Consider the following 21,154-nt stretch of genomic DNA (forward strand, 5'->3'; position numbering starts at 1 on the left):
TACATACACGAGCACAGACAGGCAATGACCGCGTGCACCCGGCCTTCTAGCTCGCGATCTCCTGGTACGCGAACTGCAGCACCGAATCGTCGACGCCGGCCAGCACGCGCGGCTTCGCGATGTCGTCGAGCACGATGAAGCGCAGCATGCCGGCCCGCGCCTTCTTGTCGCGCTGCATCGTCGCCAGCAGGCCGGGCCAGCGACCGGCCGGGTATGAGAGCGGGAGGCCGAGGAGCGTGAGCACCCTGCGGTGCCGCTCGACCGCCTCGTCGGAGAGCGACCCGGCCATGCGGCCGAGCTCGGCGGCATACATCATGCCGATCGCCACGGCCACGCCGTGCCGCCACTGGTAGCGCTCGGCGTGCTCGATCGCGTGGCCGAGGGTGTGGCCGTAGTTCAGGATCTCGCGCAGGCCGCCCTCGCGGAAGTCCTCGGAGACGACGCGCGCCTTCACCGCGATCGCGAGCTCGACGGCGCGCCGGAACTCGGGCGTCGCGGGATCGGTCGCCCGGTCGGGATCGGCCTCGACGATGTCGAGGATCTCCGGCTCCGCGATGAAGCCGGCCTTCACCACCTCCGCGAAGCCGGCCAGGATCTCGTTCTTCGGCAGCGTCTCGAGCAGGTCGAGGTCGCAGAGCACGGCGTGCGGAGCGTAGAAGGCGCCCACGAGGTTCTTGCCCTCCGCGGTGTTGATCCCGGTCTTGCCGCCGACGGCGGCGTCGACCATGCCGAGCACCGTGGTCGGCACCTGCACGAGACGCACCCCGCGCAGCCAGGTGGCGGCGACGAAGCCGGCCAGGTCGGTGACCGCGCCGCCGCCGAGGCCGACGACGGCGTCCGTGCGCGTGAAGTCGGCCTGCCCCATGATCTGCCAGCAGAACGCCGCGACCTCCACGCGCTTGGCCGCCTCCGCGTCGGGCACCTCCGCGAGCAGCACCTGTCCGAAGCGCTGCTGCAGCGACTGCCGCAGCTCGTCCGCCAGGCGGCCCACGGTCGGCGTGTGCACGATGAGCACCTTGGCCACCCGGTCCCCCAGCGCGTCCGCGACGCGCCCCTGCAGGCCTCGGCCCACCGTGATCGTGTAGTCCGCGTCTCCGGTCACCCGGATATCCGTCGGGGCGTCGGCCTTCTCGCTCATTCGCTCGGGTTCTCCTTCGTCTTCCTCGTACTGGTTCGTCCCTGGCGTGCACCGCCGGCGCGGGCGCCGCCGGCCCGCGCGCCCCCCTGCCGATTGCTCCGGCCCCCGCCCTGCCGGCCGCCGCTCGTCCCGGAACCCGCGCCTCGGCCCTGCGTGCGCACCCACTGGGTGACGCGCACGGCGAGCTGATCCTTCGTCGCACGGTCGGTGCGGTACGTCACGTCGGCCACGGCCTCGTAGAGCGGCTTCCGCTCCGCCAGGATCCTGCCCCACGCCTCGGGATCGTCGCGCAGCAGCGGGCGACGGGAGATGTTCGCGGTGCGCAGCACCGCCTCCTGGGTCGTCATCAGCAGCACGACGGGGTGCTCCGACAGCAGTGCGCGCGTGCGCTCGCTCAGCACGGCGCCGCCGCCGAGCGCGAAGATCCTCGCTCCCGGCTTCGCCAGCTCCTCGGCGATGACCTCGGCCTCGATCCGCCGGAACTCCTCCTCGCCGTGCGCCGCGAAGAAGTCGACGATGGGGCCGTGCGCCTGCACGAAGAGCGCGTCAGAGTCGACGAAGGGGATGCCGAGCTCCCGCGCGACCCGCTTGCCGAGGCTGGTCTTGCCAGCGGCCATCGGGCCGACGAACACGATCGCCCGGTCGGGCAGCCGATTGCCGCGCCGTCTGCGCCTGCCGCGCTTGCGCGACGGCTGTGAGCGCTCGCCCTCGCCACCTCCCGCGCCAGCCTCGTGACGGTTCCCCGAGGGCCCCACCACCGGGATCGCCTGTGTGATCGGACCCGACTCCGGCTTCGGCGGCGCGGGCACCGGGCGGGCGGCGGGCGGCCCGGCCTCGCGGCCGGCGCGCCTCGAGGTGCTCACGACTCGATGGCGGTTGTCAGCCGTTCGGGGATCGCCGCCAGATACGATTCGAGGTTGCGCCGGGTCTCGGCGAGACTGTCGCCGCCGAACTTCTCGGCGACGGCGTCGGCCAGCACGAGCGCCACCATCGCCTCGGCGACCACGCCCGAAGCGGGCACCGCGGTGACGTCGCTGCGCTGGTGATGGGCCTTCGCCTCCTCGCCCGTCGCGACGTCGACGGTCGGCAGCGCGTGGGGCACGGTGGCGATCGGCTTCATGCCGGCGCGCACGCGGAGCACCTGCCCGGTCGTCATACCGCCCTCGATGCCGCCGGCACGGGCGGTCTCGCGCGCGATCCGACCGCCCGCGATGTGCAGCTCGTCGTGCGCCGCAGAGCCGCGGCGGCGGGTCGTCTCGAAGCCGTCGCCGACCTCGACGCCCTTGATCGCCTGGATGCCCATGAGCGCGCCCGCGAGCCGCGAGTCGAGACGGCGATCCCAGTGCACGTACGAGCCGAGCCCCGGCGGGAGCCCGTAGGCGAGCACCTCGACGATGCCGCCGAGGGTGTCCCCGGACTTCTTCGTGTCGTCGACCTCCTCGACCATGCGGGCGCTCGTCTCGGGATCGAAGCAGCGCAGCGGATCCGCGTCGAGCGTCGCGACGTCGTCGGGGGTCGGGATCGGCGAGCCCGCCGGCACCTCGACGGGGCCCATGGAGATCGTGTGGCTGACGAGCCGGATGCCGAGCCCCTCGAGGAAGGACCGTGCCACGGCGCCGAGCGCGACGCGCGCCGCGGTCTCGCGCGCGCTCGCGCGCTCCAGCACGGGTCGGGACTCCGAGAAGCCGTACTTCTGCATGCCCGCGAGGTCGGCATGACCGGGACGCGGGCGGGTGAGCGGCGCGCCGCGGCCGCGGGAGCGCTCCGACAACTCGGTGGGCTCAGCGCTCATCACCTCGACCCACTTGGGCCACTCGGTGTTGCCGATGCGGATCGCGACGGGGCCGCCGATGCTCACGCCCTGCACCACGCCGCCGGAGAGGTGCAGCTCGTCCTGCTCGAACTTCATGCGCGAGCCGCGGCCGTAGCCGAGCTTGCGACGGGCGAGATCCTCGCGGATCGCATCGAGGGAGACGGGCACGCCGGCGGGCAGCCCTTCGAGAACGGCAATGAGTTCGGGGCCGTGGGATTCTCCGGCCGTAAGCCAACGCAGCATAGGGTCTATCCTCCCACACCGCGCCGCGACCCGGCGCAGCGGTTCGTCGGGTCGAGGAGCCGCGATGCCGGTCGTTCGCGGAGGGTCCCGCTCAGCTGCGGGAGCCGGCCGCGCGATGCATCGCCGCGAGCACCCGCTCCTCCGCCTCGAGCGGAAGACCGGGATCCCCGTTCGCGAAGACCCGGATCTGCAGGAGGGCCTGCTCGACGAGCATGTCGATGCCCGCGTGGGCGGTGCCGCCCGCCGCGCGCCAGCGCTCCGCGAGCGGGGACGGCCAGGGGTCGTAGGCGACGTCGAAGAGCGGGATCCGCATCAGTGCGGCGGGCAGTTCGAGCTCGCGCCCGGCGGGGCCGGGGAGGGTCGAGATGACGAGCGTCGCCTCCAGCGCGGGGTGCAGAGCGACATCGAGCGCCTCCGGGTGTCGCAGGCTCGTCCCCTCGACGTGCAGCCTCAGCTGCGATCCCGGCTCGTGGGAGTCGGCGAAGCGCGCCACGAGATCGCTCGTGGCGCGGATGTTCCTTGCCAGGATCGAGACGTGCTCGGCCCCCAGGCTCCGCGCCGCGAGGATGGCCGACACCGCCGTCGCGCCCGAGCCGATGACCGCCGTGCGGGTGGCGTCGAGTCCGGCCTTGCGGACCGCCTCGGCGAGCCCGCCCACATCGGTGTTGAACCCGGCCCAGCGCGGGGTGCCCGGGCCGGACAGGCGCAGCAGTGTGTTGACGACGCCGCTCTCCATCGCCGCCGGGTCGAGGGCCGCAGCGACGCGGTGCGCCTCCTCCTTCAGCGGCATCGTGAGCGAGAACCCGCGCCACCCGGGGCCTCGGCCGTCGAGGAACGGTGCGAGGCCGTCCTCGCCGACCCGGATGCGGGTGTAGCGCCACGACAGGCCGAGCTCCTCGTACGCCGCCGCGTGGATGAGTGGGGACTTCGAGTGCGCGATCGGCGAGCCGAGGACGGCCAGCTTCTCCCCCATCAGCAGCCGCTGTCCGGCGTCGCGGAGCACCAGTCCCGGTACTCCTGCACCGCGGCCTCGTGCGACTCCGAGTCCGAGCTGAAGGTCGACGCCCCCGTGCCACCAGGAGAGACGACGAAGTAGAGCCAGTCGCCGGGCGTCGGCTCGAGGGTCGCGGCGATCGCGTCGCGACCTGGATTCGCGATCGGCCCGGCCGGCAGCCCCGAGTGCACGTAGGTGTTCCAGGGGTTGTCGTCGGCCAGGGCCTCGTCGGTGGACCAGACGCTGCCGTCGTCGTGCTCCTCGGCGCCGTACTGCGCGGTCGAGTCCATCTGCAGCAGCATGCCGTGGTCCAGCCGGTTGTGGATCACGCGGGACACCTTGCCGAAGTCCTCCACCGTGCCGCTCTCGCGCTGCACCATCGCGGCGATCGTCAGCACGCGCTGGCGATCCTGCTCGGCGACCCCGAACTCGTCGAGCACGGCGTTCTGCTGGTCGACGAGCCGCGCGATGACGTCGTGCGCCGTGGCCCCGAACTCGAACTCGTAGGTGGCGGGGAACAGCCATCCCTCGAGCGAGTCCACGCCCTCGGGCACCGCGTACGCCGATGGGTCGGCGGCGGCCTCCTCCAGCTCCTCGAGCGGGATGTCCGTGCCGCTCGAGACGATCTCGAGCGTCTGCGCGAGCGTGCTGCCCTCCGGGATCATCGCCGAGAGCTGCACCCGGTTCTCGGGATCCTGCAGCGCGGCGAGGGCCGAGGCGGAGCTCATCTGCTGCCGCAGCTGGTACGCGCCCGGCTGGAACTCGACCGCGGGCTCCTGCTGCAGCAGCAGTTCGTAGAATGCGTCGGAGGTCTTCACGACGTCGTGCTCGGCGAGCGAGCGCGCCACGTCCTCCCCGATCTCGCCCTCGGTGATCTTGACGATCACCTCGCCGGAGCCCTCGCCCTCGTAGTCGTTCGACGTCCATCCGAGGGCGAGCGAGACGCGGTCGCCGAACTGCGACCAGAGGTAGCCGCCCGCGGCGGCGAGGCCTCCGAGCAGCAGCGCGGTGACGGTCAGCACCACCGCGACCCGCCTCCCGTTCCCGCCGCGGCCGTTCTTTCGAGCGGTCATCCTTCGGTGTCTCCTTCGTCCGTCCGTCCGAGCTCGATCTCGTCGCCGGCGGGCGCGCCCTGCGCGCGTTCGCTGTCGAGCGCGTGCTGCAGGATCACCACGGCCGCGGCCTGGTCGATCACCGACCGGCTCTGCTTCGTCTTCCGCCCGGCCTGGCGGAGCTGCCCGTGCGCAGAGACCGTCGAGAGCCGCTCGTCGACGAGGCGCACGGGAACGCCGCGGCTGCGGAGGCGCGCGGCCAGCCGTCGCGCGAAGCGCTCGGCGTCCTCGGTCGAGGGCGTCCGCTCGCCGCGGAGGTTCAGGGGCAGCCCGACGACGGCCTCCACCGCGCCCTCCTCGGCCGCGATCTCCTCGATGCGGGCGAGGTCGAGATCTCCGCTGCGATCCCTCGGCACCGTCTCGACCGGGGTCGCGAGCATGCCGTGCAGGTCGCTGCGGGCGACGCCCACGCGGGCCTTGCCCACGTCGACGCCGAGGCGCACGCCGCTGCGCACGCTATCCGCCCAGGCTCCGTCGGATCTCGGCGAGCGCCTCGCCGATCTTCGAGGGGTCGGTGCCGCCGCCCTGGGCCAGGTCGGGTTTGCCGCCCCCGCCGCCGCCGAGCACCTTCGCACCGAGCTTCGCGAGATCGCCCGCGCGCACGCCGCTGTCGCGGCCCGCCGCTGTGGTGGCCGCAATGACGACGGGCTTGCCGTCGGCCTCGCCGGCCAGCACGACCGCGCCGGCGGCGGAGCCGAGCTGCTCGCGCAGCTGCAGCGCGAGCCCGCGCAGGTCGTCGGCGGATCCCACGCGGCCGAGCGACGCGAGCACCACCCGCAGACCGCCGATCTCCTCCGCGCCGGCCAGCAGCTCGGGCACCCGCTGGGCGAGCCGCTCGGCCTCGAGCGCGGCGATCTTCTTCTCGGCCGCTCGGAGCTGCGCGCTGAGATCCTGCACCTTCGAGACCAGCTCGACGCGCGGCACCTTGAGCCCGCTCGTCAGCTGCTGCACGATCGTGCGCTCCGCCGCGAAGTTGCGGAAGGCCTCGAGGCCGACGAGCGACTCCACGCGCCGGTTGGTGGAGCCGACGGAGCTCTCCGACACGAGATTGATCATGCCGACCTCGGCCGAGCTCGAGACGTGCGTGCCCGCGCAGAGCTCGCGCGACCACGGCCCCCCGATGTCGACCACCCGCACGCGGTCGCCGTACTTCTCGCCGAAGAGGGCCATCGCGCCGAGGGCCTTGGCCTCGTCGAGCGCCATCTCGCGGGTGACGACCTCGTAGTCGGAGCGGATCGCGAGGTTCGAGATCTCCTCGATCTCGCTCTTCGTCTCGGCGCTCAGGGCGTCGGAGTGGGTGAAGTCGAGGCGCAGGTACCCGGCCTTGTTGTAGGAGCCGGCCTGGTGGGCGTTCGGGCCCAGCACGTCCCGCAGCGCCGCGTGCACGATGTGCGTGCCGGAGTGCGCCTGGGTGGCGCCGCGACGGTAGTCGGCGTCGACGCGGGTCTCCGCCCGGGCGTCCAGCCCGACCGTGCCGACGGTCACGCGAACGGTGTGCACGACGAGGCCGGGGACCGGCCTCTGCACGTCGAGCACCTCGGCCTCGAAGCCGTCGCCCACGATGACGCCCTGATCGGAGTCCTGGCCCCCCGACTCGGCCCACAGCGAGGTCTCCGCGAGCACCAGCTCGGCGACGTCGCCCTCGCGCGCCTCCGTGGCGGGAGCGCCGTCGACGACGATCCCGAGCACCCGGCTCTCGTGGACGAGCTCGTCGTAGCCGGTGAACACCGTCTCGCCGAGCCCGCGCAGCTCCTTGTACACCGAGAGGTCGGCGCGCTGGCCCTTCTTGGCCTTCGCGTCGGCCTTCGCCCGATCGCGCTGCTCCTGCATCAGGGTCGTGAAGACGCCCCGGTCGACCGCGACGCCCGCCTCCTCGGCGATCTCGAGGGTCAGCTCGATCGGGAAGCCGTGCGTGTCGTGCAGCAGGAAGGCGGTGTCGCCGGCGACGGCGGCGCTCGCGCCCTTCGCGGTCTCCACCGCGGTGTCGAGGATCTGGATGCCCGACGCGAGGGTGCGCAGGAACGTCTTCTCCTCGGCGTAGGCCGCCCGCGAGATGAAGTCGAAGTCGCGCTCCACCTCGGGATAGCCGCCCTTCATCGCATCGCGCGAGACCGGGAACAGCTCCGCGAAGCTCGGGCCGTCGACGCCGAGCAGGCGCATCGACAGGATCACCCGGCGGAGCAGGCGGCGGAGGATGTAGCCGCGCCCCTCGTTCGAGGGGGTGACGCCGTCGGCGATGAGCATCAGGCCGCTGCGCACGTGATCCGCGATGACGCGCAGCCGCACGTCGTCGGCCTCGTTCTCGCCGTAGACCTTGCCCGCCAGTTCGGCGGCGCGGTCGAGCACGGGGCGCACCTGGTCGATCTCGTACATGTTCTCGACGCCCTGCTTGATGAAGGCGACGCGCTCGAGGCCGAGACCCGTGTCGATGTTCTTCTTCGGCAGCTCGCCCACGATCGTGAAGTCGGTCTTCGACTTCACGTCGGTGATCGCGTACTGCATGAACACGAGGTTCCAGATCTCGACGTAGCGGTCGTCGTCGGTGGCGGGGCCGCCGTCGATCCCGTACTCGGGGCCGCGGTCGAAGAAGATCTCCGAGCAGGGGCCCGCCGGCCCCGGCTGACCCGTGGACCAGTAGTTCGTGTCCTTGCCGAGACCCTGGATCCGCTCGTCGGGCAGGCCTGCGATCTCGCGCCACAGGGCCCGCGCCTCGTCGTCCTCCTCGTAGACGGTGACCCACAGGTCCTCGGGATCGAAGCCGAGGCCGCCCTCCTCCTCGCTCGCCGTCAGCAGCTCCCAGGCGAAGCGGATCGCCCCCTCCTTGAAGTAGTCGCCGAAGGAGAAGTTGCCGCACATCTGGAAGAACGTGCCGTGCCGGGGGGTCTTGCCGACCTCCTCGATGTCGTTGGTGCGGATGCACTTCTGCACGCTCGTCGCCGAGGGATAGGGGGCGGGGACGAGCCCGGAGAGGTAGGGCACGAACGGAACCATGCCCGCCACCGTGAACATCAGGCTGGGATCGTCGCTGACGAGCGATGCCGACGGCACGACGGTGTGACCGCGCTTCTCGAAGAAGTCGAGCCAGCGGCGATGAATTTCAGCGGTCTGCATCAGAGAACGTCGATCCTTATCAATCGTGAACGGGGGTGCGCCGCGCTGCGGACGCGCGCTGCGCGGGGAAGGGCGGCCGGCGCCTATTTCTCGTTGAGTTCGCGGAGGGCGCTCTCGACCTCGTCGAGCGCCTCCTCCCCCGCGGACTCGGCGGCGCGGTAGCCCGCGGCGAGGGCGTCGCCGAACTCCCGCGTGCCCCGGTTCACCCGCTCGAAGAAGCGGCGACCCTCCGGGGACTGGTTGACGAAGTGGGCGGCGACGAAGCCGAGCACGACTCCGAACAGCAACCAGAACAGCTTGCGCATTCCCTCATCCTTCCGCCTGAACGCTCCCGACCCGGGAGCCGAGGCAACGATGCCCTCCAGTTTAGTCGGAGAGCATGGGCGCCCGCTCAGCGGACCCGCCGCGGGTCGGCCCCGAACGACGAGAAGGGGGTGCCGCGAACGACACCCCCTTCTTCACACCGTCTCGGCGATCAGCGGCCCGAGTAGTACTCGACGACCAGCTGGACCTCGCAGGTCACGGGAACCTCGGCGCGCTTCGGACGACGCACCAGGCGCGCCTGCAGCTTGTCGAGCTCGACCTCGAGGTAGCCCGGGACGTTGGGCAGGACCTCGGCGTGGCCGCCGGCGGCAGCGACCTGGAAGGGCTCGAGGCTCTCCGAACGCTCCTTGACGTGGATGAGCTGACCCGGCTTCACGCGGAAGGAGGGACGGTCGACGATCTTGCCGTCGACGAGGATGTGGCGGTGCACGACGAGCTGACGGGCCTGCGCCGTGGTGCGGGCGAAGCCGGCGCGCAGCACGAGGGCGTCGAGGCGCATCTCGAGCAGCTCGACGAGGTTCTCACCGGTCAGGCCGTCCTGGCGACGAGCCTCGTTGAACGCGATGACGAGCTGCTTCTCGCGGATGCCGTACTGGGCCCGCAGACGCTGCTTCTCGCGCAGACGCACGGCGTAGTCGCTGTCGCTCTTGCGCTTGGTGCGGCCGTGCTGGCCGGGGCCGTAGGGGCGCTTCTCGAGGTAGCGCGCGGCCTTCGGGGTCAGGGCGATCCCGAGCGAGCGGGAGAGGCGGGTCTTCGAGCGGGTACGCGACGTAGTCGACACGTGGGTCCTTTCGGGTTTCTGTCTTCGTTGCCGCGGTTCAGGGTCGAACCGCGTGTTCTCTCGGCCAGGCTGCGCCCGCATCGTATGCTCTCGCACCCGATGCACGCGACGCAGCGAACCGCTATCGGTGAGGGAACGACCAGTTGCAGAAACCCGGCTACAGGGCGACTGCCACCTGCTCCCCGCCTGCAGCCAGCGGCGGGGCGGTGTTGGCCAGCGAACAGTCTACCAGACGACCGGCAGAGCTGCGGCCCATCAGCCCCGTGTGATGCGGCGGATCTTCTCGAGGCGCTCCGAGATCTCGCGCTCGTTGCCGTGCTGGGACGGCGAGTAGTAGACGCGATCGACCAGCTCGTCGGGGAGATACTGCTGCCGCGACACGCCTCGGGGGTCGCTGTGCGGGTAGACGTACCCCCTGCCGTGCCCCATGCGCTTCGCACCCGGGTAGTGGGCATCGCGCAGATGCTTCGGCACCATCCCGAAACGGCCCGCCTTCACGTCGGCGATCGCCGAGTCGATGGCGACGATCGCCGCGTTCGACTTCGGAGCCGTGGCGATGTATATCGTCGCCTCCGCGAGCGGGATCCGCGCCTCCGGCAGCCCGATGAGCTGCGTTGCCTCCGCAGCGGCCACGGCGATGGGCAGCGCCTGAGGATCGGCGAGACCCACGTCCTCGGCGGCGTGCACCATCAGCCGCCGCGCGATGAACCGCGGATCCTCGCCGGCCTCGATCATGCGCGCCAGGTAGTGCACCGCGGCGTCGGGATCGGAGCCGCGCAGCGATTTGATGAAGGCGCTGATCACGTCGTAGTGCTGATCACCGTTGCGGTCGTAGCGCAGCAGCGCCCGATCGACGGCCTTCGACACGATCTCCGCCGTGATGACCGGGACGGAGCCCGCATGGCCGCCCTCTCCCTCGGGGCGCCCGCCGTCACTTGCGCCCGCGTGCCCGTCGTGGCTCTCCTGCTCGCCGGGGCTCTCGTGCTCACCTGAGTCCGCTTCTGCCGCTCCCTCTTCCCCGTCCTCCGTCTCTCCGCCGTCCTCCGTCTCTCCGCCGTCTGTGTCTGCGTCACCCGCGCTCGCGAGCGCCGATGCCGCGGCGGCCTCGAGACCGGTGAGCGCGCGCCGCGCGTCGCCCGACGCGAGCTGCACGAGCGCCTCGAGCCCCTCCTCCGACAGCCGCACCGATCCGCCCAGGCCCCTCGGATCCTCGACCGCGCGTAGCAGCAGCTGCCTCAGGTCGTCGTCGTCGAGCGGCTCCAGGGTCAGCAGCAGGGATCGGGAGAGCAGCGGGCTGATCACCGAGAAGGAGGGGTTCTCGGTGGTCGCGGCCACCAGGGTGACCCACCCGTTCTCGACGCCGGGGAGCAGTGCGTCTTGCTGGGCCTTCGTGAAGCGATGGATCTCGTCGAGGAAGAGCACCGTGGCGACGCCGTAGAGATCGCGGTCGTTCAGCGCGCGCTCCATCACCGTGCGCACGTCCTTGATGCCCGCCGTCACCGCCGAGAGCTCCACGAAGCGGCGGCCGCTCGAGTGGGCGATGGCCTGGGCCAGCGTGGTCTTGCCCGTGCCCGGAGGGCCCCAGAGGATGACGGACACGGCCCCCCTCGTGCCGTCCTCCGCCGCGGCCAGCACGCGCAGCGGCGAGCCCGCTCGCAGCAGGTGCCGCTGCCCCACGACCTCGTCGAGCGAACGCGGCCGCATGCGCACCGCGAGCGGCGCAGTCTGACCGGGAGAAGCCGAGGAGTTCATGCGGCCATGGTATCGAGCACCGCCGACACACACGGCTACTGCGCTGTGGCATAGTGGGAAGAGTCTATCCCGGTCGGCCTCCGAACCGACCCCACTATCGACAGGTGAGTAGCACGGTGAGCGAAGCGACGAACGAGACGCCCTGGGGACGAGTCGACGAGAACCGCACGGTGTACGTGCGGGAGGGCGACACCGAGCGCGCGGTGGGCGAGTTCCCCGACGGGACCCCCGAGGAGGCGCTCGCCTACTTCACCCGCAAGTTCGCGGATCTCGAGGGCCAGGTCTCCATCCTCGAGCAGCGCATCGCGCGCGGCACCGCGCCCGCCGATGTCGCCGACACCGTCTCGCGCCTGCAGGAGCAGCTCGTCGAGCCCGCCGCGGTGGGCGACATCGCCTCGCTCCGCGAGCGCGTCGCCAAGCTCGGCGGCAAGGCGAACGAGCTCAGCGAGAAGCAGCAGGCCGAGCGCGAGGCCGCCCGCAAGGAGGCGCTGGCCCACCGCGAGTCGATCGTCGCTGAGGCCGAGCGACTCGCGGCGCAGCCCGAGAGCTCGATCCGCTGGAAGGAGACGGGGCAGGCCTTCGAGCAGCTCTTCACCGACTGGCAGACCTCGCAGCGCACCGGCCCGCAGGTGCCGAAGTCGCAGGCCGACGCGCTCTGGAAGCGCTTCCGCTCGGCCAGGCAGACCTTCGACTCCGCGCGCCGCGCGCACTTCGCCCAGATGGACGCCAACAACAAAGAGGTGAAGCAGCGCAAGGAGCGCATCATCGCCGCCGCGGAGGCGCTCGCCCCGAAGGGCGTCGAGGGCATTCCCGCGTATCGCGGCCTGCTCGACGAGTGGAAGGCCGCCGGGCGGGCCAGCCGCAAGCTCGACGACCAGCTCTGGGCTCGGTTCAAGGCAGCCGGTGACGTGCTCTATCAGGCGAAGGCCGAGGAGGTGGCGCAGACGAACGAGGAGTACTCGGCGAATCTCGCCGCCAAGGAGGCGCTCCTCGACGAGGCCGAGCCCATCCTGCAGGACGCGGATCGGGTCTCCGCCAGGAAGAAGCTGACCGCGATCCAGCTGCGCTGGGACGAGATCGGCCGGGTGCCCCGGGAGTCCCTGCGGCAGGTCGAGGGCAGGCTCCGCAAGATCGAGGACCACGTGAAGGAGCTCGAGGACGAGCACTGGCGCAAGACCAATCCGGAGACGAAGGCCCGCAGCGAGGGTCTGCGCGGGCAGCTCGAGGCGTCCATCGCGGAGCTCACGGAGACCATCGATGCGGCGAAGGCCTCGGGCGACTCCCGCGCTCAGGCCGAGGCGGAGCAGAAGCTGGCCACTCAGCAGTCCTGGCTGGCGGCCATCGCCGACTGACGCCGGACGAGGCGCCATCCGTCCTCTGTGGATCCGTCCACAGGGGGCGTTTCGCATCTCTCAGCGGCGAGTCATACACATTCCCGCTCCTGGCCTGGCCGTCGCGTCTCGGGTGACCGATCATAGGGGCATGGACGACTCTCTCCTTCCCCCGCCGCACAGGGGCCCGCCGCCGCCCCGGCTCGACCTCTGGCCGGCAGCCCTCCGCTCCGCCGAGACGCTCCGCGGCTCGCTCGTGCGCTGCGGACCGGGCCACCGCTCCATCGGATGGCCGGAGACGCCGCGGGTGCGCGCGACGGCGCTCGCGCCCTGGCTCGACCGGGGGTACGTGGCCGCGTATCTCACGGCCGCATGGGTCTGGGGAGCTGCGCGGTCGCCCGGCTCCCCACTGCAGTTCAGCACTCCCGCCGGGGTGCGCAGACCGGACCGCTGCGCGGCGAACGAGCGGGTCCGGCAGCTGAGCCACACTCCCGCCGACGTCACCCGGTTCGGGGCGTTCGGAGTGATGACACCCGTGCGCACCGTCTCCGACCTCCTCCGCCTGCCGGGCCGCTTCCCGATCGAGCACGCCGTCGCCTGCCGACTGCTGTTCCGGAACATCCCCGGCGGTGCCGCCGCCGTCTCCGAGCTGCTGCGGTCCGGCCCGGCGAGACACCGCCGCATCGCCCTCGAACGGCTCGGACGGATATCGACGACCGTCGCGGCTTGAGCGGACACCGACAGCCGTCGCGGGCTCAAAGGAACACCGACGGGAACCGCGGCTCGAGCAGACACCGACAACCACCGCGGGCTCAAAGGAACACCGACGGGAACCGCAGCTCGAGCAGACACCGACAACCACCGCGGCTCGAGCGGACACCGACGACCACCGCGGGAGACCGCCGACCCGGCCGAGCAACCACCGCGGCTCGAGCGACGGCCGGCAACCGGGCCGAGCCGCCCCTCCCCTACCCCCCGCTGACGCGGTAGACGTCGTAGACGCCTTCGATCCGTCGCACCGCGCCCAGCACGCGCTCGAGGTGAGTGGAGTTCGCCATCTCGAACACGAAGCGACTGATCGCGAGGCGGGAGCTCGAGGTCTGCACCGACGCCGAGAGGATGTTCACGTGGTGCTCGGAGAGAACGCGGGTGACGTCCGAGAGCAGCCCGGACCGGTCGAGCGCCTCCACCTGGATCTGCACCAGGAAGACGCTCTTCGCCGTGGGAGCCCACTCGACGTCGACGAGCCGATCCGACTGGCTCTGCAGTGCGAGGAAGTTGTGGCAGTCCGTGCGGTGCACCGAGACGCCCTGGCCCTTGGTGATGAACCCCTTGATCTCATCGCCCGGCACGGGGGTGCAGCACTTCGCCAGCTTGACCAGCACGTCGGAGGCGCCCTTCACCGTGACGCCGCTGTTCGTGTCCGACTTGCCCGAGCGCGCGGGGCGAGAGGTCTGCGAGGCCACCGTGGTCGCCACGGCCGGTTCGGTCGAGGCCTCGTCGTCCGCGATGAGCGCGGTCACCTTCTCGATGACCGACTGCGCCGACACGTGCCCCTCGCCCACTGCGGCGTAGAGACCGGTGACGTCGACGTAGCGGAGCTGCAGGGCCACCTGCTGCAGCGACTCGGAGTTCATGATGCGGTGCAGCGGCAGGTTCTGCTTGCGCAGCGCGCGGGTGATCTCCTCCTTGCCGTGCTCGATCGACTCGTCGCGCCGCTCCTTCGTGAACCACTGGCGGATCTTGTTCTGAGCCCGCTTGCTCTTCACGAAGCTCAGCCAGTCCTGGTTGGGCCCGGCCTCCGGATCCTTGGAGGTGAAGACCTCGACCACGTCGCCGTTGTGCAGCTCCGTCTCGAGGGGCACGAGCCTGCCGTTCACCCGCGCGCCCATGGTGTGGTGGCCCACCTCGGTGTGCACGGCATAGGCGAAGTCGACCGTGGTGCCGCCCGCGGGCAACCCGATGACGCGCCCCTTCGGCGTGAAGACGTAGACCTCCTTGGCGCCGATCTCGTAGCGCAGGGCGTCGAGGAACTCGCCGGGATCCTCGGTCTCGGCCTGCCAGTCGGAGATGTGCGCGAGCCAGGCCATGTCGGTCTGCGGAGCCTGCTGCCCGCCCTGACCGCTCTGCTGCTTGTACTTCCAGTGCGCGGCGACGCCGTACTCGGCCCGCTGGTGCATCTCGAAGGTGCGGATCTGGATCTCCACCGCGCGACCGTCGGGCCCGATGACGGTCGTGTGCAGCGACTGGTAGAGATTGAACTTCGGGGTGGCGATGTAGTCTTTGAAACGGCCCGGGATCGGGGTCCACCTGGCGTGGACCGCGCCCAGCACCGCGTAGCAGTCCCGGATCGAGTTCACGAGCACCCGGATGCCGACCAGATCGTAGATGTCGTCGAAGTCCCGCCCGCGCACGATCATCTTCTGGTAGATCGAGTAGAGCTCCTTGGGACGTCCCGTGACCTCTCCGCGGATCTTCGCGTCGCGCAGGTCCGACTCGATCGAGTGGATCACGACGCCGACCAGTTCGTCGCGCTTCGGGTTGCGCTGGGTGACGAGGTTCTCGATCTCGGCGTAGAGCTTGGGCTTCAGCACCGCGAACGAGAGATCCTCGAGCTCGGTCTTGATCGACTGGATGCCGAGACGGTGCGCGAGCGGGGCGTAGATCTCGAGCGTCTCCTGGGCCTTGCGCTTGGCCGACTCGGAGGGGACGAAGCCCCACGTCCGCGCGTTGTGCAGGCGGTCGGCGAGCTTGATGACGAGCACGCGGATGTCCTTCGACATCGCGACGACCATCTTGCGCACGGTCTCCGCCTGGGCCGAGTCACCGTACTTGACCTTGTCGAGCTTGGTGACGCCGTCGACGAGCATCGCGATCTCGCCGCCGAACTCGGTCGTGAGCTGCTCGAGCGCGTACTCGGTGTCCTCCACCGTGTCGTGGAGCAGGGCTGCGGCGACCGCGACGGGTGCGACGCCGAGGTCGGCGAGGATCTGCGCGACCGCGATGGGGTGCGTGATGTAGGGCTCGCCGCTTCGGCGCTTCTGCCCGCGGTGGGCGCGTTCCGCGACGGTGTAGGCGCGCTCGATGACGGAGGTGTCGCTCTTCGGGTGGTTGCTGCGCACCGTGCGGATCAGCTGGTCGACGGCTCCCGGAGTGCCGGCGCGCGAGAAGATCCTCGGGACGAGGCGTCGAAGCGGGGTCGTGCTGTTGCCCGCGAGATCGCTTCCAGCCACGCGTCACCTCCTCAGCTCAGATGAATGAACGGTACACCACTCGAGCACGAGTTCACGAACCGGTGAGGCGCGCATCGCCGCATGTTCGCCGCTAGCGGTCCGAACCCGAGGAGTCGGCCGTCAGGGCGTCGGCCTCCGGGGCATCTTCGGCCTCGCCGCGGGCCCGCGCCTTCAGCACGCGCTCGTCGCGCTTGTGCACCGCCGGCTCCCGCTGGCGGAGCTGCGCGTAGAAGGGCGCGGCGATGAAGATGGTCGAGTAGGCCCCGACCAGGATGCCGATGAACAGCGCGAGCGAGATGTCCCGGAGGGTGCCCGCGCCGAGCACGAAGGCGCCGATGAAGAGGATCGCGGCGACGGGCAGCGCGGCGACGACCGACGTGTTGATGGAGCGCACCAGGGTCTGGTTCACCGCGAGGTTCACCGACTCGGCGAAGGTCCGCCGGTCGTTGAGCTCGCCCGGCGAGGTGTTCTCGCGGATCTTGTCGAAGACCACGACCGTGTCGTAGAGCGAGTAGCCGAGGATCGTGAGGAAGCCGATCATCGCCGCGGGGGTGACCTCGAAGCCGGAGATGCCGTAGACGCCGGCCGTAATGATCAGGTCGTGGAAGAGGGCCGCGAGCGCCGCGACGGACATCTTCCACGTGCGGAAGTAGATCGCCATGACGAGCGCGGCGAACAGGATGAACACGATGAGGCCAATCAGCGCCTGCTTGGTGACGTCCTGCCCCCACGCCGGTCCGACGAACGAGTAGGTGATGTCCGTCTCCTCGACGCCGTAGGCGTCGGCGAGGGCGGCGATGACCTCCTGGTTCTCGCGGTCGTCGAGCGCCTCGGTCTGCACGCGGAGATCGGTGGCGCCGACCTGGCTGACGCGGGGCGCGCTCGACGGCAGCACCTCGGCGACCGCGTCCTCGGCCACGGCCGGATCCCGATCCTGCGCGTCGGAGAGGTGCAGCTGGAACTGGCTGCCGCCCGTGAACTCGATCCCGAGGGTGAACCCGCCGCGCAGCAGCGGCCCCACGATCGAGAGCACGATCAGCACGGCCGCGATGGCGTACCAGATCTTCCGGCGCCCGATGAAGTCGATGGACTTCTCGCCGGTGTAGAGAGCGTTGCCGAACTCGGCGAATGAGCGAGCCATGCTTAGCTCTCCTTTCCGGCTGAGGTGCCCGCGGCCTCGGCCGCCTTCCGCTCAGCGATGGTCTGTCGGCGCTCGGCCTCGCGACGGCTCGCCTGCGTCTTCTTGCCCGCGCCGCGACCGGCGGTCACGGGAGCCCGGAACTGCGCACGGCCCCGGTAGACGGCTCCCAGCTGGCGGGGGTCGAGGCCCGAGAAGCGGTGACCCTCGCTGTAGAAGCGCGTGCGGGCGAGCAGCGCCATCATCGGGTGGGTGAACAGCGCCACGACGAGGATGTCGACGAGGGTGGTGAGGCCCAGGGTGAAGGCGAAGCCCCGCACATTGGCGATGGCGAAGATGAACAGCACGACCGCGGCGAGCACGTTGATGCCGTCCGACGCGAGGATCGTCCTGATGGCCTTCTTCCAGCCGTTCTCCACCGCCCCCTCGAGGGAGTGGCCGTCGCGCAGCGCGTCGCGGATGCGCTCGAAGTAGACGATGAACGAGTCGGCGGTGAATCCGACCGCGACGATGATGCCCGCGACGCCCGCGAGACTCAGGCGGTACCCCTGCCGCCAGGAGAAGAAGGTGAGCAGCAGGTAGGTGAGCACCGCGGCGATCGCGAGGGAGGCGATCGTGAGCGTGCCGAGGGTTCGGTACTGGAAGAGCGAGTAGACCACCACGAGCAGCAGGCCGATGAGGCCCGCGAGCAGACCGGCCTGCAGCTGGTTCGAACCGAGCGTGGCGGAGATGTCCTCCTGGCTCTGCACCTCGAAGCTGAGGGGCAGCGCGCCGAACTTGAGCTGATCGGCCAGGGCCTGGGCCGAGTCCTGGGTGAAACCGCCGGTGATGGACGGCCGCCCGTTGAGGATCTGGGCGTTCATCTCGGGCGCCGAGAGCACCTGCCCGTCGAGCACGAAGGCGAACTGGTTCAGCGGCGGCTGCGCGCCGAACATCCGCGTGCTGATCTTGCCGAAGACCTCGGTGCCCTCGTCGTCCATGGTGATCTGCACGGCCCAGCCGCCGGTGGTGGCGCCCGTGGAGGTGGTCTCGGGCTGCGCCGTCGCGTCGGTGATGACCTCGCCGCCGAGCTCCACCGGGCCCAGGATGTACTTCACCGTGCCGCTGCTGTCGCACGCGATCAGCGGCCGGTCGGCCGGGGTCTCGTCGGCCGTCGGCGCCGCATTCGCCTCGCACGTGAAGTCGGTGAAGCGCTGCTGCAGCTCGGGCGTCACCCAGGCGAGGTCCCCCGCCTCCTCGGGGAGCGGGTCGGGATCCACCGCGGAGGTGTCCGCCTCGCCCTCGGCCGGCTCGGCGTCCGACGCGTCGGCGCCGCCCTCGGTCTCCCCCTCGGCGGCCTCCCCGCCTTCCGCGCCCTCGTCGGCTCCATCGCCGTTCTCCGCGGAGGCCTCGTCCGAGCCCTCCGCGCCCTCGGGCACCGGGGTGCCGATGTCCTGCATGAGCACCGGACGGAACTCGAGGCGGGCGGACGCCTCGATGCGCTGCAGCGTCGCCTCATCGGCCTTGCCGGGGATCGACACCGAGATGTTCTGGCTTCCCTGCGTCGTCACCTCCGCCTCGGAGACGCCCGACGCGTTCACGCGCTGCCGGATGATCGAGACGGCCTGCTGCAGCTGCTCGCCGCTGACCGCCTCGCCGCCGGTCTGCTGCGGTGCGAGCAGGATCTGCGTGCCGCCCTGCAGGTCGAGCGCGAGCTTCGGCGTCCAGGTCGCGTCGCTGCGGAACACGCCCAGCGTGATCAGCCCCACGAGCCCGACGATGATGACCAGCAGGAGGGTGAGGGAGCGTCGAGCTCTCCTCACGGCGGGTGTGGACGCCACGGATCAACTGCTTTCTCTTGGAGGGTGGGGGTGAGGCGAACCGGGCCGTCCACAGCCGACGAACTGGCGGTGCACGGAGCGCACCGCCAGTTCGAAAGGTCGGGAGGAGACCCGGTCCGGGTTCGTCAGGCCTTGGGCGGCTGCGTGTCGCCCGGCTCGTCCCCCTGGGTCGGGCGGTCGTCGATCTTGGGCTCCGCGATGGGATCCTCGTCGGTCAGGCGCTCGCCGAACGCCGGGTCGTCGTCGGGAGCCAGCCCGCCGCCGAGCTCCTCGGTCTCGCCCTCGACCGGCGCGACGATCTGCGCGACCGCGCTGCGGTGCGCGATCAGCGTGCTGGTGCCGCTGAGGATCGTCACGCGGTTCTGCTCCTCGTCCACGTTCTCGATCGTGCCGTAGATGCCCGACTGCAGCATCACCTCGGCGCCCGGGCGGAGCCCGTTCTGGAGCTCCTGCATCGCCTGCTGCCGCTTCTTGCCGTTGCGGAACATGAAGATGATGAGCACGCCGATGAGGGCGAGCATGATGAGCATTGTGGGATCCACAAGGGTCCTTTCGCTGGTGGGGCAGGGGTGCGCACGCCGGAGCGCACAAACTCCCTAAGACTATAGGGCATCCGGTACGGGGATACCTGTGTGCTCCCACCCCAGGCGGGTGGCCACCCGGCCCCGGGGCGTGCGCGTCATGAGGCCCGCCCGCACGAGGAACGGCTCGACCACCGACTCGATCGTCTCCGCCTCCTCGCCGACCGAGACGGCGAGCGTCGAGAGACCCACGGGACCGCCGCCGAAGCGCTCCACGACCGCCCGCAGCACCTCTCGGTCGAGGCGATCGAGCCCGTGCTCGTCGACGTCGTACAGCGCCAGAGCCGCGCGCACGCTCTCCGTGTCGCCGGGCACCTCGTGGACGAGGCTGTAGTCGCGCACACGGCGCAGGAGACGGTTCGCGATGCGGGGGGTGCCCCGGGACCGACCGGCGATCTCCTCGATGCCGCCCGCGGCGATGTCGAAGCGGAGCAGGCGAGCCGCGCGGCGCACGACGCTCTCCAGCTCGTCCTCGGCGTAGAACTCGAGGTGCGCCGTGAAGCCGAAGCGGTCGCGCAGCGGGTTCGGCAGCAGCCCAGCGCGCGTCGTCGCGCCCACCAGGGTGAACGGCGAGAGCTCGAGCGGGATCGAGGTCGCGCCCGCGCCCTTGCCCACCATGATGTCGATCTTGAAATCCTCCATCGCCAGGTACAGCATCTCCTCGGCGCTGCGGGCCATGCGATGGATCTCGTCGATGAAGAGCACCTCCCCCGGCGTCAGCGCGGAGAGCACGGCTGCGAGATCGCCGGCGTGCTGAATCGCCGGGCCGGAGGTCTGGTGCAGCGGCTTGTCGAGCTCCGCCGCGACGATCATCGACAGCGTGGTCTTGCCGAGGCCCGGGGGGCCCGCCAGCAGGATGTGGTCGGGCGTGCGCTGCTGGATCTGCGCGGCGTCGAGCAGCAGGCGCATCTGCCGGCGCACCTTCGCCTGACCGACGAACTCCTCGAGCGAGCCCGGTCGAAGAGCTCCCTCGTAGCCCAGCTCGGAGGGCGAGACCTGGGCGGACAGCTCGCCCGTCATCGCTTCGCGCTCCGTCCCGCAGCGGCGCCGCGGGCGCCGGGCCGGCCGCTCTGCAGCAGGGCGAGGGCCGCGCGCAGCAGACCGCCCTGATCGGAGGGCGCCCCGGCCTCGCGGGCATCGCGCACCGCCTGCGCCGCCTCGCTCTCCGCCCACCCGAGCCCCACCAGACCGATCTGCACGCTCTCGGCGACACCGTCGCCGGGATCGGCCGGGGCCTCGGGTTCGACCGCCTCCTCCGCGAAGGAGAGGGTCTGGATCTTGCCCGCGAGCGAGACCGCGATGAGCTTGGCCGTCTTCGGCCCGATGCCCGAGACCTGCTTGAACGGCTTCTCGTCCTCCGCGGCGACGGCCCGCACGATCTGGCCGGGGGTGAGCGCCGAGAGCACGCCGAGCGCGCTGCGCGGGCCGACGCCGGAGACCGCGATGAGGTGCCCGAACACCTCCAGCTCCTCGGGCGTCGCGAAGCCGAACAGCGTCAGGGAGTCCTCCCGCACGATCAGCGAGGTGTGCAGGGCGACGTCCTCGCCCGGCGCCGCCTGGGAGACCCGGCCGCTGGGCACCTCGACGCGCATGCCGACGCCGCCGACCTCCACCACCACCCAGCCGGCGCCCGCCGACATCACCCGACCACGAATCGATGCAATCACGAGCCCCAGCCTAGAGCCGACGTCCGACGTCGCGCGCCCGCCACACCGCCCCATTCGAACAAAAGTACGAACAGCGGGATCTTCCCGCTCCGGGAGGATCCCGCCGTCGCGGCGTG

The 21,154-nt window shown here is 70.9% G+C and carries 18 protein-coding genes; 2 read left to right on the top strand and 16 right to left on the bottom strand.

Features of this window, described 5'->3' with window-relative positions:
• Positions 1-46: 46 nt before the first annotated feature.
• From aroB to JD276_RS03910, 10 genes are all read right to left on the bottom strand, one after another.
• Positions 47-1,138, bottom strand: coding sequence for a 3-dehydroquinate synthase (gene aroB / locus JD276_RS03865; RefSeq protein WP_200114077.1), 1,092 nt, complete (start codon positions 1,136-1,138; stop codon positions 47-49).
• Entirely contained in the window at positions 1,135-2,001 is an 867-nt protein-coding gene (locus JD276_RS03870; protein ID WP_200114079.1) for a shikimate kinase, read from the bottom strand. The genes aroB and JD276_RS03870 overlap by 4 nt, the downstream gene beginning before the upstream one ends.
• On the bottom strand, positions 1,998-3,194 hold the full coding sequence (gene aroC, locus JD276_RS03875) for a chorismate synthase (protein ID WP_200114086.1): 1,197 nt from the start codon (positions 3,192-3,194) through the stop codon (positions 1,998-2,000). Before aroC ends, JD276_RS03870 begins: the two co-directional genes overlap by 4 nt.
• A 91-nt stretch (positions 3,195-3,285) precedes the next feature.
• Positions 3,286-4,197 carry a shikimate dehydrogenase family protein gene (locus JD276_RS03880; protein WP_307866433.1) on the bottom strand — a complete coding sequence of 304 codons (912 nt, stop codon included), beginning with the start codon at positions 4,195-4,197 and terminating at the stop codon, positions 3,286-3,288.
• Positions 4,167-5,261, bottom strand: coding sequence for an endolytic transglycosylase MltG (mltG, locus tag JD276_RS03885; RefSeq protein WP_200114088.1), 1,095 nt, complete (start codon positions 5,259-5,261; stop codon positions 4,167-4,169). The genes JD276_RS03880 and mltG overlap by 31 nt, the downstream gene beginning before the upstream one ends.
• Complete coding sequence (ruvX, locus tag JD276_RS03890) at positions 5,258-5,755, bottom strand: Holliday junction resolvase RuvX (protein ID WP_200114090.1); 498 nt, start codon at positions 5,753-5,755, stop codon at positions 5,258-5,260. Before ruvX ends, mltG begins: the two co-directional genes overlap by 4 nt.
• A 1-nt stretch (position 5,756) precedes the next feature.
• Positions 5,757-8,411 carry an alanine--tRNA ligase gene (gene alaS, locus JD276_RS03895; RefSeq protein ID WP_200114092.1) on the bottom strand — a complete coding sequence of 885 codons (2,655 nt, stop codon included), beginning with the start codon at positions 8,409-8,411 and terminating at the stop codon, positions 5,757-5,759.
• An 83-nt stretch (positions 8,412-8,494) separates the two neighbouring features.
• Entirely contained in the window at positions 8,495-8,716 is a 222-nt protein-coding gene (locus JD276_RS03900; RefSeq protein ID WP_200114093.1) for a hypothetical protein, read from the bottom strand.
• Positions 8,717-8,886: 170 nt separating this feature from the next.
• Complete coding sequence (gene rpsD, locus JD276_RS03905; protein ID WP_200114095.1) at positions 8,887-9,516, bottom strand: 30S ribosomal protein S4; 630 nt, start codon at positions 9,514-9,516, stop codon at positions 8,887-8,889.
• A gap of 255 nt (positions 9,517-9,771) precedes the next feature.
• Positions 9,772-11,268: a replication-associated recombination protein A gene (locus JD276_RS03910; protein WP_200114098.1), complete on the bottom strand. Its 1,497-nt coding sequence runs from the start codon at positions 11,266-11,268 to the stop codon at positions 9,772-9,774.
• A 116-nt stretch (positions 11,269-11,384) separates the two neighbouring features.
• Here JD276_RS03910 and JD276_RS03915 point away from each other — a divergent pair, with 116 nt between their 5' ends.
• Together JD276_RS03915 and JD276_RS03920 are read left to right on the top strand one after the other, a co-directional pair.
• On the top strand, positions 11,385-12,620 hold the full coding sequence (locus tag JD276_RS03915; RefSeq protein WP_200114262.1) for a DUF349 domain-containing protein: 1,236 nt from the start codon (positions 11,385-11,387) through the stop codon (positions 12,618-12,620).
• A 130-nt stretch (positions 12,621-12,750) separates the two neighbouring features.
• The gene (locus JD276_RS03920; RefSeq protein WP_200114099.1) at positions 12,751-13,329 is read left to right on the top strand and encodes a hypothetical protein; all 579 of its coding nucleotides are present in this window, start codon (positions 12,751-12,753) and stop codon (positions 13,327-13,329) included.
• Between the two features lie 238 nt (positions 13,330-13,567).
• On the opposite strand, the gene JD276_RS03925 is transcribed toward JD276_RS03920, so the two are convergent.
• The 6 genes from JD276_RS03925 to ruvA form a co-directional block, all read right to left on the bottom strand.
• A complete protein-coding gene (locus JD276_RS03925; RefSeq protein WP_200114100.1) occupies positions 13,568-15,832 on the bottom strand; it encodes a RelA/SpoT family protein in 2,265 nt (754 codons plus the stop codon).
• A gap of 91 nt (positions 15,833-15,923) precedes the next feature.
• On the bottom strand, positions 15,924-16,973 hold the full coding sequence (gene secF / locus JD276_RS03930; RefSeq protein ID WP_200114101.1) for a protein translocase subunit SecF: 1,050 nt from the start codon (positions 16,971-16,973) through the stop codon (positions 15,924-15,926).
• Positions 16,974-16,975: 2 nt separating this feature from the next.
• Entirely contained in the window at positions 16,976-18,790 is a 1,815-nt protein-coding gene (gene secD, locus JD276_RS03935) for a protein translocase subunit SecD (protein ID WP_200114103.1), read from the bottom strand.
• A 125-nt stretch (positions 18,791-18,915) separates the two neighbouring features.
• Complete coding sequence (yajC, locus tag JD276_RS03940; RefSeq protein WP_307866434.1) at positions 18,916-19,332, bottom strand: preprotein translocase subunit YajC; 417 nt, start codon at positions 19,330-19,332, stop codon at positions 18,916-18,918.
• A 60-nt stretch (positions 19,333-19,392) separates the two neighbouring features.
• Positions 19,393-20,391 (bottom strand): Holliday junction branch migration DNA helicase RuvB, encoded by a 999-nt coding sequence (gene ruvB, locus JD276_RS03945; protein ID WP_200114105.1) that lies wholly within the window; start codon positions 20,389-20,391, stop codon positions 19,393-19,395.
• Positions 20,388-21,038, bottom strand: a complete 651-nt coding sequence (gene ruvA, locus JD276_RS03950) for a Holliday junction branch migration protein RuvA (protein WP_200114106.1) — start codon at positions 21,036-21,038, stop codon at positions 20,388-20,390. Before ruvA ends, ruvB begins: the two co-directional genes overlap by 4 nt.
• Positions 21,039-21,154: the final 116 nt, after the last annotated feature.

The sequence above is a fragment of the Leucobacter chromiisoli genome, assembly GCF_016522505.1.
Lineage (GTDB): Bacteria > Actinomycetota > Actinomycetes > Actinomycetales > Microbacteriaceae > Leucobacter > Leucobacter chromiisoli.

What these genes read in the sequence shown, in the direction of transcription:
- alaS (WP_200114092.1), bottom strand. Translation starts at nt 8,411, where the DNA reads ATGCAGACCGCTGAAATTCATCGCCGCTGGCTCGACTTCTTCGAGAAG.
- ruvB (WP_200114105.1), bottom strand. Translation starts at nt 20,391, where the DNA reads ATGACGGGCGAGCTGTCCGCCCAGGTCTCGCCCTCCGAGCTGGGCTAC.
- aroC (WP_200114086.1), bottom strand. Translation starts at nt 3,194, where the DNA reads ATGCTGCGTTGGCTTACGGCCGGAGAATCCCACGGCCCCGAACTCATT.
- aroB (WP_200114077.1), bottom strand. Translation starts at nt 1,138, where the DNA reads ATGAGCGAGAAGGCCGACGCCCCGACGGATATCCGGGTGACCGGAGAC.
- JD276_RS03920 (WP_200114099.1), top strand. Translation starts at nt 12,751, where the DNA reads ATGGACGACTCTCTCCTTCCCCCGCCGCACAGGGGCCCGCCGCCGCCC.
- mltG (WP_200114088.1), bottom strand. Translation starts at nt 5,261, where the DNA reads ATGACCGCTCGAAAGAACGGCCGCGGCGGGAACGGGAGGCGGGTCGCG.
- JD276_RS03910 (WP_200114098.1), bottom strand. Translation starts at nt 11,268, where the DNA reads ATGAACTCCTCGGCTTCTCCCGGTCAGACTGCGCCGCTCGCGGTGCGC.
- secF (WP_200114101.1), bottom strand. Translation starts at nt 16,973, where the DNA reads ATGGCTCGCTCATTCGCCGAGTTCGGCAACGCTCTCTACACCGGCGAG.
- JD276_RS03900 (WP_200114093.1), bottom strand. Translation starts at nt 8,716, where the DNA reads ATGCGCAAGCTGTTCTGGTTGCTGTTCGGAGTCGTGCTCGGCTTCGTC.